Source organism: Streptomyces sp. NPDC030245, from assembly GCF_055572995.1.
The window spans coordinates 211,762-226,493 of record NZ_JBVICF010000006.1 but is presented as its reverse complement, the minus strand read 5'-3'; the positions used below and the strand labels follow the sequence as shown (position 1 = coordinate 226,493).

Below are 14,732 nucleotides of genomic sequence, written 5' to 3'. Positions count from 1 at the left end.
CCCGGGCGGCCCCCCTCTCGGTCGAGGCCCTCGGAACGTTCCGATTCCCCCGGGCGGTCAGCCCTTCGGCGTCCGGAGGCGTTCCATCTCGCGGCGGTCCCGCTTCGTGGGGCGGCCCGTGCCGCGGTCACGGATGCCCGCGGGAGCGACCGCCTCACGGGGCGGCGGGGGCGGCGAGTTGTCGACGTAGCACTCGACGGCGACCGGCGCGCCGACGCGCTTGCGGATGAGGCGCTTGACGATCACCACACACTCCCGGCCGCCCGCCTGCCGCAGACGCACCTCGTCGCCCACATGCACGCCGTACGCGGGCTTGACGCGCTCGCCGTTGACCCGGACGTGGCCGCCCTTGCACGCCGCGCCGCCGGCCGAGCGGGTCTTGACGAGACGGACCGACCAGATCCAGCTGTCGACACGCACCGACCCCTCGCCCGCCGGACCGCCGCCGGAACCGCCGCCCCCTGTAGCTGAAGTCTCCGAAGCCATGTGTCGACCTTAGTCCGGCTCCGGCGCGGCATGCCGGGCTCCCGGCGAGCCGTCCGGAAACCGCTGAACCCCGCCACCCATAATCCGGACGAATCACGGTAATCGGTCCGAAGGTGACGTACGACTCCCAGGAGTGCTGCTCATGACGTCTTTCGAAGCCACCGTCGACGCTCTGATGGACGGGCTGCAAGCCGACCTCGTACGGCTCGCCTCGATTCCCTCGATCGCCTTTCCCGGGTACCCGCCCGAGCCGGTCGAGCAGGCCCACGACCTGGTGGCCGGGCTGCTGCGCGACGCCGGTGTCCCGCGTGTGGAGCGGCTCGACCTGCCGGACACCGCCCCGGTGGTCCTCGGGGAGATCCCGCCCCCCGAGCCCGGCGCGCCGACCGTCCTGCTCTACGGCCACTACGACGTGCAGCCGCCGGGCGACGAGTCGCTGTGGCGGTCGCCGCCCTTCGAGCCGACCCCCGTCGAAGGCGGCCTGCGCGGCTGCGGCATCGCGGACGACAAGGCCAACGTCATCGCCCACCTGGGCATGCTGCGGGCCTACGGAGGCCGCCCGCCGGTCGGCGTCAAGCTCGTCATCGAGGGGCAGGAGGAGTACGGCAGCGTTTTCGAGGGGCACCCGCCCACCGACCCGGAGCGGTTCGCCTGCGACGCCATGGTGATCGCCGACCACGGCAACATCCGCCCCGGCACCCCCACCCTCGCCACCGGTCTGCGCGGCGCCTGCGAAGTGGTGGTCGAGGTCCGCACCCTCGACGAGCCGCGCCACAGCGGGGAGTTCGGGGGCGCCGCACCCGACGCGCTGCTCGTCCTCCTCAAGGCGCTCGGCACCCTCCACGACGTGCACGGGGACGTCGCGGTCGAGGGGCTGCGACGCGAGGACTGGGCCGGCACGACGTACACGGAAGAGGAGTTCCGCTCCCTGGCGGGCGTGCGCGAGGGGGTGCCGCTGTTCGGCAGCGGCAGTCTCGGCGAGCGGCTGTGGAGCGGACCCGCGATCACCGTGATCGGCCTGGACGCGCCCAGCGTCGACCATGCCGTCTCCGCCGTCGTGCCGTACGCGAGGGCCAGGCTGAACCTGCGCTTCCACCCCCGGCAGGACCCCAGGGAGGCCCAGGGCCGGCTCGTCGCCCACCTGCGCTCGCTCAAGCCCTTCGGCATCCCGCTCACCGTCAGGCCCGGCGCCGCGGGCCCCGGCTACGAGGCGGCCACCGGCGGCCCCGCCCACCGCGCCGCACGCGCCGCGCTGAAGGAGGCCTGGGGCACGGACGCCTCGTACATCTCGACCGGCGGCTCCATCCCGCTGGTCAACGGCCTCGCCAAGGCGGCGCCCGGCGCCGAGGTCCTGCTCTTCGGCGCCCAGGACACCATGTGCAACCTGCACGCGCCGAACGAACGCGTCCTCCTCTCGGAGCTGCGCAACACCGTCGTCGCGCTGTGCGCCTTCGTACGGGAGTACGCGGCGGACTTCCGGGCAGCGGACCTCCGTACGACGGGCGGCCCCGCGCTGACCTGAGCGTATGCGGGAAAGGCCGGCCATGGCGCCGGCGCGGACATCCGTACGGTGGAGGACATGGACGGCCTGAGCGAACTGGACCAGCGGATCACCGGGTGCCGTGCCTGCCCCCGGCTCGTCGACTGGCGCGAGGAGGTCGCGCGCACCAAACGCGCGGCCTTCGCCGACTGGACGTACTGGGGACGCCCGGTGCCCGGCTTCGGCCCGCACGACGCCGCGCTCCTGCTCGTCGGCCTCGCGCCCGCCGCGCACGGCGCCAACCGCACGGGCCGCATGTTCACCGGCGACCGCTCGGGCGAATTCCTCTACCCGGCGCTGTACGACGTCGGCCTCGCCTCCCGCCCCACCGCCGAGAGCGCCGACGACGGCCTGACGCTGTACGGCACCCGCATCACCTCGCCCGTGCACTGCGCCCCGCCCGCCAACAAGCCCACCACGGAAGAGCGCGACACCTGCCGCTCCTGGCTGGTGAGCGAGCTGAAGCTGCTCGCGCCGACGCTCAGGTCGGTGGTCGTCCTCGGCGGCTTCGGCTGGCAGGCCGCGCTGCCCGCCTTCGCGGCGGCGGGCTGGCAGGTGCCGAAGCCACGCCCGGCCTTCGGACACGGGGCGCACGTGCGGCTGGCGCCGGGCGGCCCCGAGCAGGAGCCGCTCGACGTCTTCGGCTGCTTCCACGTCAGCCAGCGCAACACGTTCACCGGGCGCCTCACGCCCGCGATGCTGCGGGAGGTGCTGCGCTCGGCGGCCTTCGAGGCGGGCCTGCACCCGAACGGCCCAGCAGAGTGAGCCGCGCCCGGCACTGATTCCTAGCGTGAGGACGTGGACGAGACTCGTACGGCCAAGCCCTCCGACGCCCCCGGGGACAAGCCCTCCGGCGCCGCCTACCGCAATCTGGCCGTGGCGACCATCGGGTTCACGCTCACCTTCTGGGCCTGGGACCTGGTGGCACCGCTCGGCAGCGACTTCAAGGACCGGCTGGGCCTCAGCTCCTTCGAGCAGTCCCTCCTGGTCGCCGTGCCGGTGATCGTCGGCTCGCTGGGCCGGGTGCCGGTCGGCGCCCTGACCGACCGGTACGGCGCCCGGCTGATGTTCCCGCTCGTCTCGGCGCTCACCATCATCCCGGTGCTGCTGATCATCCCGGCGCGCGACAGCTTCGGCGCGATGCTCGCGGTCGGCTTCCTGCTCGGCCTCGGCGGGACGACCTTCGCCATCGGCATCCCGCTCGTCAACTCCTGGTTCCCGCCCGCCCGCAGGGGCTTCGCGCTCGGCGTCTTCGGCATGGGCATGGGCGGCGTGGCGCTCTCCGGGTACTTCACGCCGCGCATCGCCGAGCACGGCGACAACCTGCCGTACATCATCGTGGCGATCGCGCTCGCCGCCTTCGCGGTGCTCGCCGCGTTCCTCATCAGCGACCGCCCCGACCGGCCCGTGCCCACCAGCTCGCTCGGCACCCGCCTGGGGCAGGCGGGCCGGCTCCGGGTCACCTGGGAACTCTCCGCGCTCTACGCGATCGGCTTCGGCGGGATCGTCGCCTTCGGCGTGTACCTGCCCACGTATCTGAAGACCTGGTACGACCTCTCGCCCACCGACGCCGGTACCAAGGCCGCCGGTTTCGCGCTCGTCACCGTCGTCTTCCGGCCCGTCGGCGGCTGGCTCTCGGACCGGCTCCACCCGGCCACGGTCACCACCGCCGCCCTCGCCGTCGTCGCCCTCTTCGCCGTCGTCCAGGCCTTCGACCCGGCGCTGAACCCGCTCGGCACGATCTGTTTCCTCGTCATGGCGGCGGGCCTCGGCACGGCGAGCGGCAGCGTCTTCGCGCTCGTCTCCCAGGTCACCCCGCAGCCCCAGGTCGGCTCCGTCACCGGCATCGTGGGCGCGGTGGGCGGCCTCGGCGGGTTCGTGCCGCCGCTGGTCATGGGCGCCATTTACAGCGCCAAGGACTCGTACTCGATCGGCTTCATGCTCCTCTCCGACCTGGCGCTCGCGGGCTGCGTATACGCGTACGGGCGGATGCGGAACGCCCGTGCGGAGTGACCGGGGCAGCACCTAGGCTGCCCCGATGGGCCTCTATCCGGACATCGAACCCCACGACAGCGGCATGCTCGACGTCGGCGACGGCAACCGCGTGTACTGGGAGGTCTGCGGCAATCCGCGCGGCAAGCCGGCCGTGGTCCTGCACGGCGGCCCCGGCTCCGGCAGCACGTCCTTCTTCCGCCGGTACTTCGACCCCGACGCGTACCGGATCGTCCTGCTCGACCAGCGCGGCGCCGGCCGCTCCACGCCGCCCGCGAGCGATCCGGCCACCGACATGGGCGTCAACACGATCAAGCATCTGATCTGCGACCTGGAGCTGCTGCGGCGCCACCTGGGCGTCGAGCGGTGGCTCGTGTGGGGCGTCTCGTTCGGATGTGTGCTCGGCCTGCGGTACGCGCAGACGCACCCGGACCGGGTCTCGGAACTGGTCCTCACCGGCATCGCCACGGGCAGCCGCGCCGAGGTGGAACTCATGACGCGGGGGCTCGGCCGCATCTTCCCCGAGGCGTGGCGGGCGTTCCGCGACGTGGTGCCGCAGGAGGACCGGGACGGTGATCTCGCCGCCGCCTACCACCGGCTCCTGGAGTCGCCCGACCCGGCGGTGCGGGCCACCGCCGCGCGGGCCTGGACGGACTGGGAGACGGCCTTCGTGCCCGCGCCCCCGAGATCCGTCCCCCGCTACGAGGACGCGGACTTCCGGTACCGCTTCGCGCGCACCGTCACGCACTACTTCGCCCACGACCACTGGCTGGGCGGCGACGAGGTCGTCCTGCGCGACGCGGCATCCCTGGCGGGCATCCCGGGCGTACTGGTCCAGGGCAGCATGGACTTCGGCAACCTCCTGGGCATCCCGTGGCGCCTGCAACAGGCGTGGCCCGGCAGCGAACTCGTCGTCGTGGACGGCGCGGGGCACGACGCGGGGGCGCGGGGCATCGCGGAGGAGCTGACGGCGGCGACGGACCGGTTCCGTCGCGCCTGAGCCCTCTTCCGGGTGAACTGCCGGGCACGGACCCCGGCCGGGGCGCGTCGATCACCCACACTCCGGGGAAAGCGCCGAGCACCGCCGGCGCCGGATCAGCCCGAACGACTGGAGCCGCCCGGTGTCCCAGCAGCCCTTCCGCCGTTCCCTCCCGCGACCCCGACGCACCCTGACCCGAGCGGTCCTCGCCGCCGCCCTGCTCCTCGGCGCGGCGGTGACCGGCGGCGTCGCGGCGCACGGAGCGGGGCCCGCGGAGCCGGCCGAGCCCGTCTTCTGGGTCGACCCCTACAGCGCCGCCGCCCGCCAGGTGATCCAGTGGCAGGCGGCGGGCCGCACCGAGGACGCCCGCCTCATCGAACGCATCGCGGGGCGCCCCCAGGCCGTCTGGCTCAGCAACGAACGCCCCGGCGCCGTCGTCCGCACCCATGTCGAGGCGGCGGCGACGGCGGGGCGCACCGCGGTCCTCGTCGCGTACTACATCCCGGACCGCGACTGCGGCGCGTACTCCGCGGGCGGCGCCCGCGACGCCGCGCACTACCGCCGGTGGATCGACGACTTCGCCTCCGGACTCGGCACCCGGGGCGCCTACGTGATCCTGGAGCCGGACGCCGTCGCCCACCTGGTGGCGGGCTGCCCGCAAGCCGACGCCGCCGAGCGGTACGGGCTGCTGGCCCACGCCGTCCAGCGCCTCAAGCAGCAACCGGCCACGAAGGTCTACGTCGACGCGGGGAACGCCGCCTGGATCCCCGACGAGCGGCGCCTGGTCGCCCCGCTGCGCCGCGCCGGGATCGCCGAGGCCGACGGCTTCGCGCTGAACGTGTCCAACCACCAGACGGACCAGGTGACCTCCGAGTACGGCCTGCGGCTCGCCGCGGCACTCGGCGGCGACAAGCACTTCGTCATCGACAGCAGCCGCAACGGCAACGGCCCCTACGCGGGCAGCCAGCCGTGGTGCAACCCCCCGGGCCGCGCCCTCGGCACACCGCCCACCGCCCGCACCGGCACGCCCCTGCTCGACGCCTACCTGTGGATCAAGCGCCCCGGCGAGTCCGACGGCACGTGCCGGGGCGGGCCGCGGGCGGGCCAGTGGTGGCCGGAGTACGCACTGGGCCTGGCGCGCAGGTCGCGCGACTAGGGCCGGTGTCCCCGGCCCTCGGCGACCGGGCCGTCGGGGACGACCGCGGTGGCGGTGATCTCGACGAGCTGGCCGGGGTAGCCGAGACAGGACACGCCGAGCAGCGTCGAGGTGTGCGGGCCCGCGTGCAGGTCGGTGCGGCTGACGGCCTCCCAGGCCGTGCCGAGCGCGGCGGTCGCGTGCCCGACCACGTACACGGTGCTGGCCACCACCTGCGACAGGTCGCTGCCCACCGCGCGCAGGGCCTCGTCGAGGTTGGCGATGACCTGCTCCGTCTGGCGGGCGATGTCGCCCTCCCCGACGAGGTTGCCCTCGGGGTCGAGCGGGACGGAGCCCGCCATGAAGGCGAGCCGGGTGCCGGCTTCGACGACGGCGGCGTGGGCGTAGCCGGGGGGCGGGAAGAGGGTGGGCACGACGGTGCGGGTGGGCGCGGGGGCGCGTTCCGGGGCAGACATGCGGCGATCGTGCGTGAAGCCGGTCGGTCACGCATCCCAATTTCCGCGACACCGGCACCGGCACCGGCACCGCACCGGCACAGGCACCGCACCGGCACCGGCGCCCGACCGGCTCCCCGCGCCTCACACGCTCACGTGCCTCCCGTGCCTCAGCGCACCGCCGCCGGTGAACTGCCGCCTCGTACCCGGAGCGTGGGTTTCCCCGAGCCGTTCGCGGGCGTCGACCAGATGTCATGTTTGCGGCCGTCCTCGCCCGGCAGGGCGTACGCGAGGGTGCCGTCGTCCAGCCAGGCGGCCTGGTCGTCGACGTTGCGCCGCTCGGCCAGGGGGCGCTCGCGCATCGTCCGGAGGTCGAGGACGTACAGCCGCCAGGGGTCCCGGGTCCCCTTCCGCACTCGCTTCTTGAAGGCGATGCGGGTGTTGTCGGGGGAGAGCGAGGGGCACTCGACGTTCGAACGCAGGGCGGTCGCCGCCCACTTCTTCATGTCGCCGCGCACGAGGTACGTCTTGCCCTTGGTGGAGACGGTCGCGTAGAAGACGTTGTCGTCCTTGGTGAAGGTCACGCCCCAGTAGTTGACGTCGGGGGAGTGGTAGCGGCGGCCGTCGAGGGTGAGGGGTATCTCCTCCATGTTCTTGATCAGGTAGCCGGTGCGGGTGTCGAGGATCGAGGTGCGGGTGGAGAAGGACGAGCCCGCGTAGGAGTCGCCGGTGGCGAACATGGTCCAGGACAGCATCCGGCCCGACGCCGAGACCCGGGCCCGGTTGGGAATCCCGGTGAGCGCGATACGCCGCTTCTCGCGGAGCTTGGCGTCGAGGACGACGGCGTACGACTTGGGCGGGATGCCGGCTCGGCGCTGGAGGCACAGACCGGTGCCCCCGGCGGCGTAGAAGCGCTCGCAGGAGGGGCCGCCGGTGGTGCGGGCGCCGGTGGTGCGGGCGGCCTTGCCGGACGCGGGGATGCGGGCGACCCGGCCCGCGCCCGCCTCCGTGCTGCGGAAGTAGAGCTTCCCCCGGTCGAGGCCGAACTCCGAGGGGGCGTCGGCCGACTGGGCGTCCTGCGCCGCGTGCACGGTGTAGGCGACAGCGACACCCGCGAGCACGGCGGCGGACGCGGCGACGGCGACGATCCGGGAGCGGAGGGAGTGGAGGGAGCGAGACGCCCCGACGGTGTCGGTGGCGCTGGTGTCGGGAGGCGAGGTCATGTGGGCCTTTCGGAGGACGGAAGCAGGGCGGCCGCCCCGGCGAGCGCCCCGGTCAGTGCGATCGCCGCGCAGGTCAGCGCGGTCCCCACGCCCCACAGCGTCCAGGCCGCACCGAATCCGGCCGCGGCGAGAAGCCGGGCGAGCGCCTGCCCGGTCTGTAGGACGGCCATGCCGCTGGCCCGCCGCTCCTGGGCGACGACGGGTGCGACCAGGGCCATGAGGACGCCGTCGGTGGCCGCGTAGAAGAGACCGAGCAGCAGCAGTACGCCGATGAGCAGGGGCCAGCCGTCGGTGGGCGAGAGCAGCAGGAGGTAGCCGCCGAGCAGCGCCACGTGCCCCGCGAGGAACGGCATGCGGCGCCCGACGCGGTCGGCGAGCCGCCCGGCCGGAACGGCGAGCAGCAGGTACACGGCGGCGGAGCCCAGCGGCAGCAGCGGGAACCACGAGACCGCGAAGTCGAGCCGCCGCTGGAGGAGGAGGTAGAGGAACGCGTCGCCGATGGTGGCCGCGCCGAGCAGCGCGGCGGCGAGAAGGACGCGCCGGAAGGCGGGGACGCGCAGCAGGTCGAGCGCCTTGGCGCGCCGCCCGGCGGAACCGGACGCGGGCTGCGCGGCACCCTGCGCCCGCACTGGAGTGATCGCTTGCTGCGCCCGATGCCCCGGCACGAACGCGACCAGCATCAGCACCCCGAGCAGTCCGAAGCAGAAGCTGACCACGAACACGGCGTCGTACGCGTCGGCGGTCGCCCACAGCAGCGCGAACGCGGCGAGCGGGCCGAGCAGCGCGCCCGTCGTGTCCATCGCCCGGTGCACACCGAAGGCGCGGCCCAGCGCGTCGGGCGGGCTGCTCAGCGAGATGAGCGCGTCGCGCGGCGCGGTGCGCACACCCTTGCCGATGCGGTCGGCGGCGAGCGCCGCGCCGATCCCGGCGGTGGCGCCGCCCGCGAGGAGCAGCCCGAGCCGGGACAGCGCGGAGAGCGCGTAGCCGCCGCCCGCCACCAGCTTGTGCCGCCCGCCGCGGTCGGCGGCGTATCCGCCGGCCAGCCGCACCAGGGCCGTGACTCCGTTGTAGAGCCCGTCGAGGAAACCGAATTGAAGAGGGGAGAGACCGAGTTGGAGGACGAAGTAGAGCGGCAGTACGGCGGTGACCATCTCCGAGGAGATGTCCGTGACCAGGCTGACCGCGCCGAGCGCGAGGACGGGGCCCGCGACGCGGCCGCGCCGGGCCTCGGACTTCTCCGAGGCCTTGGCGACCGCGTCGGTGGAGGCGAGGTACATGGCGCTCGTCTCAGCGGCAGGTGTAGGACGGGCTGGTGTCCTTCGTCGAGCCGTCCGTGGCGACGAGGTTCCAGGAGAACCCGGTGTCGGTGAAGTTCAGCTTGACGACGCCGAAGGTCTTGGTGAGCCGCTTCTGGCTGTTGGGCTGGACCTCCTCGATGTCGTACGGGTTGGCGCCGCCCATGCCGCCGAGGAGTTCGACGATGCCGTCGTCGTCCGCCTCGCCGTCGGCGTTCTGCGGGGCGAACCGCTCGTAGTGGTGGTCGTGGCCGTTCATGACGAGCTCGGCCTTGTTCTCCTGGAGCAGCTCCCAGACCGGGCGGCTCACCGGGTCGTTGCCGTGCCCTCCGGAGGAGAAGAGGGGGTGGTGCCAGTACGCGGCCACGCACTTCTTGGAGTTGTCGGCGAGGTCGTCCTTGAGCCAGTCGATCTGCTCGTCGTCGTCGAACTTGTTGGAGTCGAGGGCGATGAAGTGCCAGTTGCCCTGGTCGAAGCTGTAGTAGCTCTTGCCGTCGGGGTAGGCGATGGACCCGAAGTAGGACTTGTAGCCCTTGAACGGGCCCGCCGGGTCGTAGCTCTCGTGGTTGCCGGGGACGGGCCGCGTCTTGTTCTTGAAGGCGCCCCAGGTCTTGTCGTAGTACTTCTGGAAGTCCTTCAGGCGCGCGTCGTCGTACTGGTTGTCGCCCATGGTCATGATGAAGGACGGGTTGATCTGCTTCACCAGGGCCGCGGTCTTGGGGTGCTTGCAGCTGCTGCTGCTCGCCGTGCACTGCTCGGCGATGTCGCCCGCGGCGACCGCGGTGAAGGCGCCCGCCGCCGGGGCCGCGGCGGGGGAGGCGCCGGCCTCTTCGGCGGGCGACCACAGCAGCACGCCGCCGACCAGGGCGAGCGAGGCGCCGGTGGCGATGGGGATGCCCCAACGGGCTTTGCGCGTACGGGAGTTGCTCGTGCCGGAGTTCGTGGCGCGGGGGGTGGGCGGCATGTCCGTCTCCTCGGTTGGCGTGGGGGTGCCGGGCCGTCTCGGGGAATCCTGGCGATGCGCCATGTGCGCGTCAATGACTTCGGACGATAATTGTTAGGAAACTTTCCTTCTAGTGTCGGCGGGGGGCTGAGCGGGGCCCTGCGCGGAGGCTGCGCAGGGCCGGTGCGGTCCGCTTTGTCAGTGGCCTCGCCTAGGGTGGCGAGCACGGGTGACAGGTGGCGTGACGCGGGCGTGAGCAGGGGATGAGTGAGGCGGCGGTGGTGATGACGGCGGAGGCGGCAGGGGAGGGGCAGGCCCTTGAGGGCGCCCTTCTCGTCCGTTCGTGCGCCGCCGTCTTCCTGCCGGCGGAGGTGCCCCGGGAGGGACGGATCGCCTTCTGGCGGCCGGATGGCGGGGAGCTGCCGGGGGACATTCCGGCGGTAGGCGACCTTCCGGACGAGGGCGGGCCCGGAGGCGTACGGGAAGGGCTGCCCGGCGCCACGCGGGGCGACCTCGTCGTCGCCCGTAAGCACGGCAAGGGCGCCCGCGCCCGCACCGTCCCCGCCCTGTTCCTGCCCCTCGCAGACGCCGTGTCGCTCCTGCTCCGCACCGCGCGCCCGCACCCCACCGCGGCCTGCTGGACCGCGGCCGCGCGGCACGCGCTGCACCTCGCCGCACGGGGCAGACTGCTGCCCGGCCTGACCGCGCGGGACATGGACGCGTGGCGGGCGGGCCCGATGGACGAGGCCGACGTCGCGCACCTGCGGGCCATCGCCGCCGCGCTGCCCGCAGAGGCGCACGCGGTGCCGCTGGCGGGCCCCGGACCGCTTCGGCTGCCGCAGCCGTTCGCCCTGGTCAGAGCGTTCGTCGACGCGGTGGTCGACGCCCTGCCGCGCACCCCCGCCGCCGCGCACGCGGTCGGCGCGCCCTTCGCCGCGCGCGAGCCGCAGCACCTGCCGGGCGCGCGCGAGTGGGCCGCCGAGGTCGCCGCCGGAATGGACGCCGGAGTCCGGGTCTCGCTCCGCCTGGACCTGCGGACCCACGAGGTGTTCGACGGGGGCGAGTACTCCAGGGACGGGACGGACGACACCGAAGGCGCATCGCGCTCACCGGCTGCCGCCGTCGTCCAGGTGCACAGCCTCGCCGACCCGGCGCTCGTGACGGACGTGCCCCGACTCTGGGCGGGCGCCGACCACTTCGGGCCGCGGGCCCGCGTCGACACGCTGCTCGCGCTGCGCCGCGCGGCCCGCGTGTGGCCGCCGCTCGGCAGACTCCTGGAGCGGCCGCGCCCCGACGTGCTGCCGCTCGGCGAGGAGGAGTTGTACGACCTCCTGGGCGCGGCGGCCGGCCGGCTCGCCGCGGCCGGTGTGGCCGTCCACTGGCCCAGGGAGCTCACCCGGGGCCTCACCGCCACCGCCGTCGTCCGCCCGGCCCCCGGCACCGCCGCCGACAACTTCGACTTCTTCAAGACGGAGAAACTCCTCGAATTCCGCTGGCAGGTGGCGTTCGGCGACCAGGAGGAGCCGCTGACCGACGCGGAGCTCGACGTACTGGCGGAGGCGCACCGCCCGGTCGTCCGCCTCCGCGACCAGTGGGTCGTCGTCGACCCCGAGATGGTCCGCAGGGCGCGCAAGCGGGACCTCGGCCTGCTCGACCCGGTCGACGCCCTGTCCGTCGCGCTCACCGGCACGGCCGAGGTGGACGGCGAGCGCGTGCCCGCCGTCCCCCTCGGCGCGCTGGCCCGGCTGCGCGAGCGCGTGACGGGCGACCTCGACGTCCTCGCCCAGCCGCCGGGCCTGCACGCGACCCTCCGGGACTACCAACTCCGCGGTCTGGCCTGGCTCGACCGCATGACCTCCCTGGGCCTCGGCGGCTGCCTCGCCGACGACATGGGCCTCGGCAAGACGATCACACTGATCGCCCTCCACCTGCACCGCAGGCACCCCGCGCCCACACTCGTCGTCTGTCCCGCGTCGCTGCTCGGCAACTGGCAGCGGGAGATCGAGCGGTTCGCGCCGGGCGTGCCGGTGCGCCGCTTCCACGGGGCGGGCCGCACCCTCGCCGGCCTGGACACCGACGGCGGCTTCGTCCTCACCACGTACGGGACGATGCGCACGAGCGCACCCGAACTGGCCGAGCAGTCCTGGGGCCTGGTCGTCGCGGACGAGGCACAGCACGTCAAGAACCCGCACGCGGCGACGGCGAAGGCGCTGCGCACGATCCCCGCGCAGGCCAGGGTCGCGCTCACCGGCACCCCCGTGGAGAACAACCTCTCCGAGCTCTGGGCGCTGCTCGACTGGACGACGCCGGGGCTGCTCGGCCCCCTCAAGGCGTTCCGCGCCCGGCACGCGCGCCTCGTGGAGGGCGGCGACCCCTCGGGGACCGGTGCGGACGACGAGGCGCTGGAGCGCCTGGCCCGCCTCGTCCGCCCCTTCCTCCTGCGCCGCAAGAAGTCCGATCCGGGCATCGCCCCGGAGCTGCCCCCGAAGACGGAGACCGACCACCCGGTCACCCTCACCCGCGAACAGACCTCGCTGTACGAGGCGGTGGTGCGCGAGACGATGGCCCGCATCGAGGCGTCGGACGGCATGGCGCGCCGCGGCCTGGTCATGAAGCTGCTGATGGCGCTCAAGCAGATCTGCAACCACCCCGCGCAGTATCTGAAGGACGGCACGCTCACGACGCGCACCGGCCGCCCCCGCTCGGGCAAACTGGAGCTGCTTGACGAACTCCTCGACACGATCCTCGCCGAGTCGGAGAGCGCGGGCGCGGTCCTGATCTTCACGCAGTACGTGCAGATGGCCCGCCTCCTCGAAGCGCACCTGACCGCCCGCGGCATCCCGAGCCAGCTCCTGCACGGCGGCACCCCGGTGGCGCGCCGCGAGGAGATGGTGGACCGCTTCCAGTCCGGCGAAATCCCCGTCTTCCTGCTCTCCCTCAAGGCGGCGGGCACGGGCCTCAACCTCACCCGGGCGGGCCACGTGATCCACTACGACCGCTGGTGGAACCCGGCGGTGGAGGAGCAGGCCACCGACCGCGCGTACCGCATCGGCCAGACCCAGCCGGTCCAGGTCCACCGCCTGGTCACCGAGGGCACGGTCGAGGACCGCATCGCCGAACTCCTCGCGGCGAAGCGGGCGTTGGCGGACGCGGTGCTCGGCGACGGAGGCGAGGCGGCCCTCACGGAACTGTCCGACGCGGAGCTCGCGGACCTCGTGGCGCTGAGGAGGACGGCATGACGCAGCGGAGCGGGCGGCCCGGCCGCGGTGGTGGCCTGGGCCGGGCCAGCGGAATGAGCGAGACGAGCCGCATGGGCAGCGGCCGCGTCTTCCCGGCCCTGCCCGCGAACCCCGACCCGGGCGCCCCCTTCGCCACCTCCTGGTGGGGCAACGCGTGGCTCGACGCGCTGGAGGGCAGCGCCCTGGACCAGGCCCGCCTGGCCCGCGGCCGTGCGTACGCGCGCGAGGGCGCCGTCGACACCATCACCGTCGCGCCGGGCCGCATCGTCGCGTACGTCCACGGCAGCCGCCCCCGCCCGTACCGCGCGGAGATCCGCCTGCGGACGATGCTTCCCGAGCACTGGGACCGCTTTCTCGACGCCGTGGCCACCGACCCCGCGCGCATCGCGGCGCTGCTCGACAAGGAGATGCCGCACGCCCTGGCCGACGCGGCGGTCCGGGCGGACGTGCCCCTGCTCCCCGGCGCCCGCGAGCTGGCCCCCTCCTGCACCTGCCCGGACCGGGGCCACCCCTGCAAACACGCGGCCGCCCTCGCCTACCAGACGGCCCGCCTCCTGGACGCGGACCCCTTCGTGCTCCTGCTGCTGCGCGGCGGCGAGGAACAGGACCTCCTGGACGAACTCTCGCGCAGGAACACGCGGTTGTCGGCGGCGGAACAACACGAGTCGGCAGCACGGCAGTCACTGGCACCCCACACACCCGCGCCCCACACAGCCGAGTCCCCGCCGGACCAGACCACCCCCGACCCTGCCTCCGCGACCCTCCCAACCCCCCCGACCCTCCCGACCGTCCTGGCGCGAGAGGCACTGGCCACGGAGTACCGCTCCCCGCTCCCGCCCCCGCTCGCACCACCGGCGCACGCGGGCGACCCCCCGGTCCTCCCGTCCCTGCCCGGCGCGCCGGACCCGACGGCGCTGGAGTTCCTGGTGACGGACGCGGCGGCCCGCGCCCACGCGTTCCTCACGACGGGCACGGACCCCTTCACGGCCGTCTCCCCCTGGCACGACGCGGTCCGCCTGGCCGCCTCGCACCCCGGCCTCACCGGCCGCCGCACGTTCAGCCGGCAGTTCGCCGAACTGGCCAGGTCCGTGGGGCACACCCCCGCGGACCTCTCCCGGGCCGCGGCGGCCTGGCGGCAGGGCGGCGAGGAGGGCCTGACGGTCCTCGAATCCCCCTGGGACCCCCCGGCGGGCCCCTTCGACCGCGCCCGCGGCGCCCTGACCGCGGCGGACCTCCCCCGCATGACGATCCACCACAACCACCTCACGAACCCCGAGGGCACCCTCCAACTCCGCTACGGCCGCGACGCCCGCTGGTACCCGTACCGAAGCGAGCCGGGCGCGGACGACTGGTGGCCGGAGGGGGAGGCGGACGTGGATCCGGTGGGGGCGCTCGCGGGAGTTGTGAGGGACTAGCCGGAGCGCGGTCGTAGGACAGTCATCTGC

12 protein-coding genes are annotated in these 14,732 nt (G+C 73.9%); 7 read left to right on the top strand and 5 right to left on the bottom strand.

All coding sequences use genetic code 11. The features are described from left to right. Window positions 1–57 precede the first annotated feature (57 nt). Window positions 58–486 (bottom strand): RNA-binding S4 domain-containing protein, encoded by a 429-nt coding sequence (locus ACZ4Z4_RS18525; RefSeq protein WP_468328091.1) that lies wholly within the window; start codon window positions 484–486, stop codon window positions 58–60. A gap of 142 nt (window positions 487–628) precedes the next feature. Between ACZ4Z4_RS18525 and ACZ4Z4_RS18520 the strand changes: the two genes are divergently transcribed. The 5 genes from ACZ4Z4_RS18520 to ACZ4Z4_RS18500 all read left to right on the top strand — a co-directional run bounded on the left by ACZ4Z4_RS18520 (window position 629) and on the right by ACZ4Z4_RS18500 (window position 6,153). Next, entirely contained in the window at window positions 629–2,008 is a 1,380-nt protein-coding gene (locus tag ACZ4Z4_RS18520) for a M20/M25/M40 family metallo-hydrolase (protein WP_468328089.1), read from the top strand. 57 nt (window positions 2,009–2,065) lie between these two features. Further along, entirely contained in the window at window positions 2,066–2,791 is a 726-nt protein-coding gene (locus ACZ4Z4_RS18515) for a uracil-DNA glycosylase (protein ID WP_468328087.1), read from the top strand. A gap of 33 nt (window positions 2,792–2,824) precedes the next feature. Continuing rightward, window positions 2,825–4,039, top strand: coding sequence for an MFS transporter (locus tag ACZ4Z4_RS18510; protein ID WP_468328085.1), 1,215 nt, complete (start codon window positions 2,825–2,827; stop codon window positions 4,037–4,039). A gap of 25 nt (window positions 4,040–4,064) precedes the next feature. Beyond that, a complete protein-coding gene (gene pip / locus ACZ4Z4_RS18505; RefSeq protein WP_468328083.1) occupies window positions 4,065–5,018 on the top strand; it encodes a prolyl aminopeptidase in 954 nt (317 codons plus the stop codon). Between the two features lie 121 nt (window positions 5,019–5,139). After that, window positions 5,140–6,153 carry a glycoside hydrolase family 6 protein gene (locus tag ACZ4Z4_RS18500; RefSeq protein ID WP_468328081.1) on the top strand — a complete coding sequence of 338 codons (1,014 nt, stop codon included), beginning with the start codon at window positions 5,140–5,142 and terminating at the stop codon, window positions 6,151–6,153. On the opposite strand, the gene ACZ4Z4_RS18495 is transcribed toward ACZ4Z4_RS18500, so the two are convergent. The 4 genes from ACZ4Z4_RS18495 to ACZ4Z4_RS18480 all read right to left on the bottom strand — a co-directional run bounded on the left by ACZ4Z4_RS18495 (window position 6,150) and on the right by ACZ4Z4_RS18480 (window position 10,069). Next, window positions 6,150–6,608, bottom strand: a complete 459-nt coding sequence (locus ACZ4Z4_RS18495; RefSeq protein ID WP_468328079.1) for a RidA family protein — start codon at window positions 6,606–6,608, stop codon at window positions 6,150–6,152. The genes ACZ4Z4_RS18500 and ACZ4Z4_RS18495 overlap by 4 nt on opposite strands. A gap of 149 nt (window positions 6,609–6,757) precedes the next feature. Then, a complete protein-coding gene (locus ACZ4Z4_RS18490; RefSeq protein ID WP_468328077.1) occupies window positions 6,758–7,810 on the bottom strand; it encodes a TolB-like translocation protein in 1,053 nt (350 codons plus the stop codon). Next, window positions 7,807–9,087, bottom strand: coding sequence for an MFS transporter (locus tag ACZ4Z4_RS18485; protein ID WP_468328075.1), 1,281 nt, complete (start codon window positions 9,085–9,087; stop codon window positions 7,807–7,809). Before ACZ4Z4_RS18485 ends, ACZ4Z4_RS18490 begins: the two co-directional genes overlap by 4 nt. A gap of 10 nt (window positions 9,088–9,097) precedes the next feature. After that, on the bottom strand, window positions 9,098–10,069 hold the full coding sequence (locus tag ACZ4Z4_RS18480) for a metallophosphoesterase family protein (protein WP_468328073.1): 972 nt from the start codon (window positions 10,067–10,069) through the stop codon (window positions 9,098–9,100). 242 nt (window positions 10,070–10,311) lie between these two features. On the opposite strand from ACZ4Z4_RS18480, the gene ACZ4Z4_RS18475 reads away from it, so the two are divergent. Beyond that, the gene (locus ACZ4Z4_RS18475) at window positions 10,312–13,287 is read left to right on the top strand and encodes a DEAD/DEAH box helicase (RefSeq protein ID WP_468328071.1); all 2,976 of its coding nucleotides are present in this window, start codon (window positions 10,312–10,314) and stop codon (window positions 13,285–13,287) included. Further along, a complete protein-coding gene (locus ACZ4Z4_RS18470; RefSeq protein WP_468328069.1) occupies window positions 13,284–14,702 on the top strand; it encodes an SWIM zinc finger family protein in 1,419 nt (472 codons plus the stop codon). The genes ACZ4Z4_RS18475 and ACZ4Z4_RS18470 overlap by 4 nt, the downstream gene beginning before the upstream one ends. Window positions 14,703–14,732 lie beyond the last annotated feature (30 nt).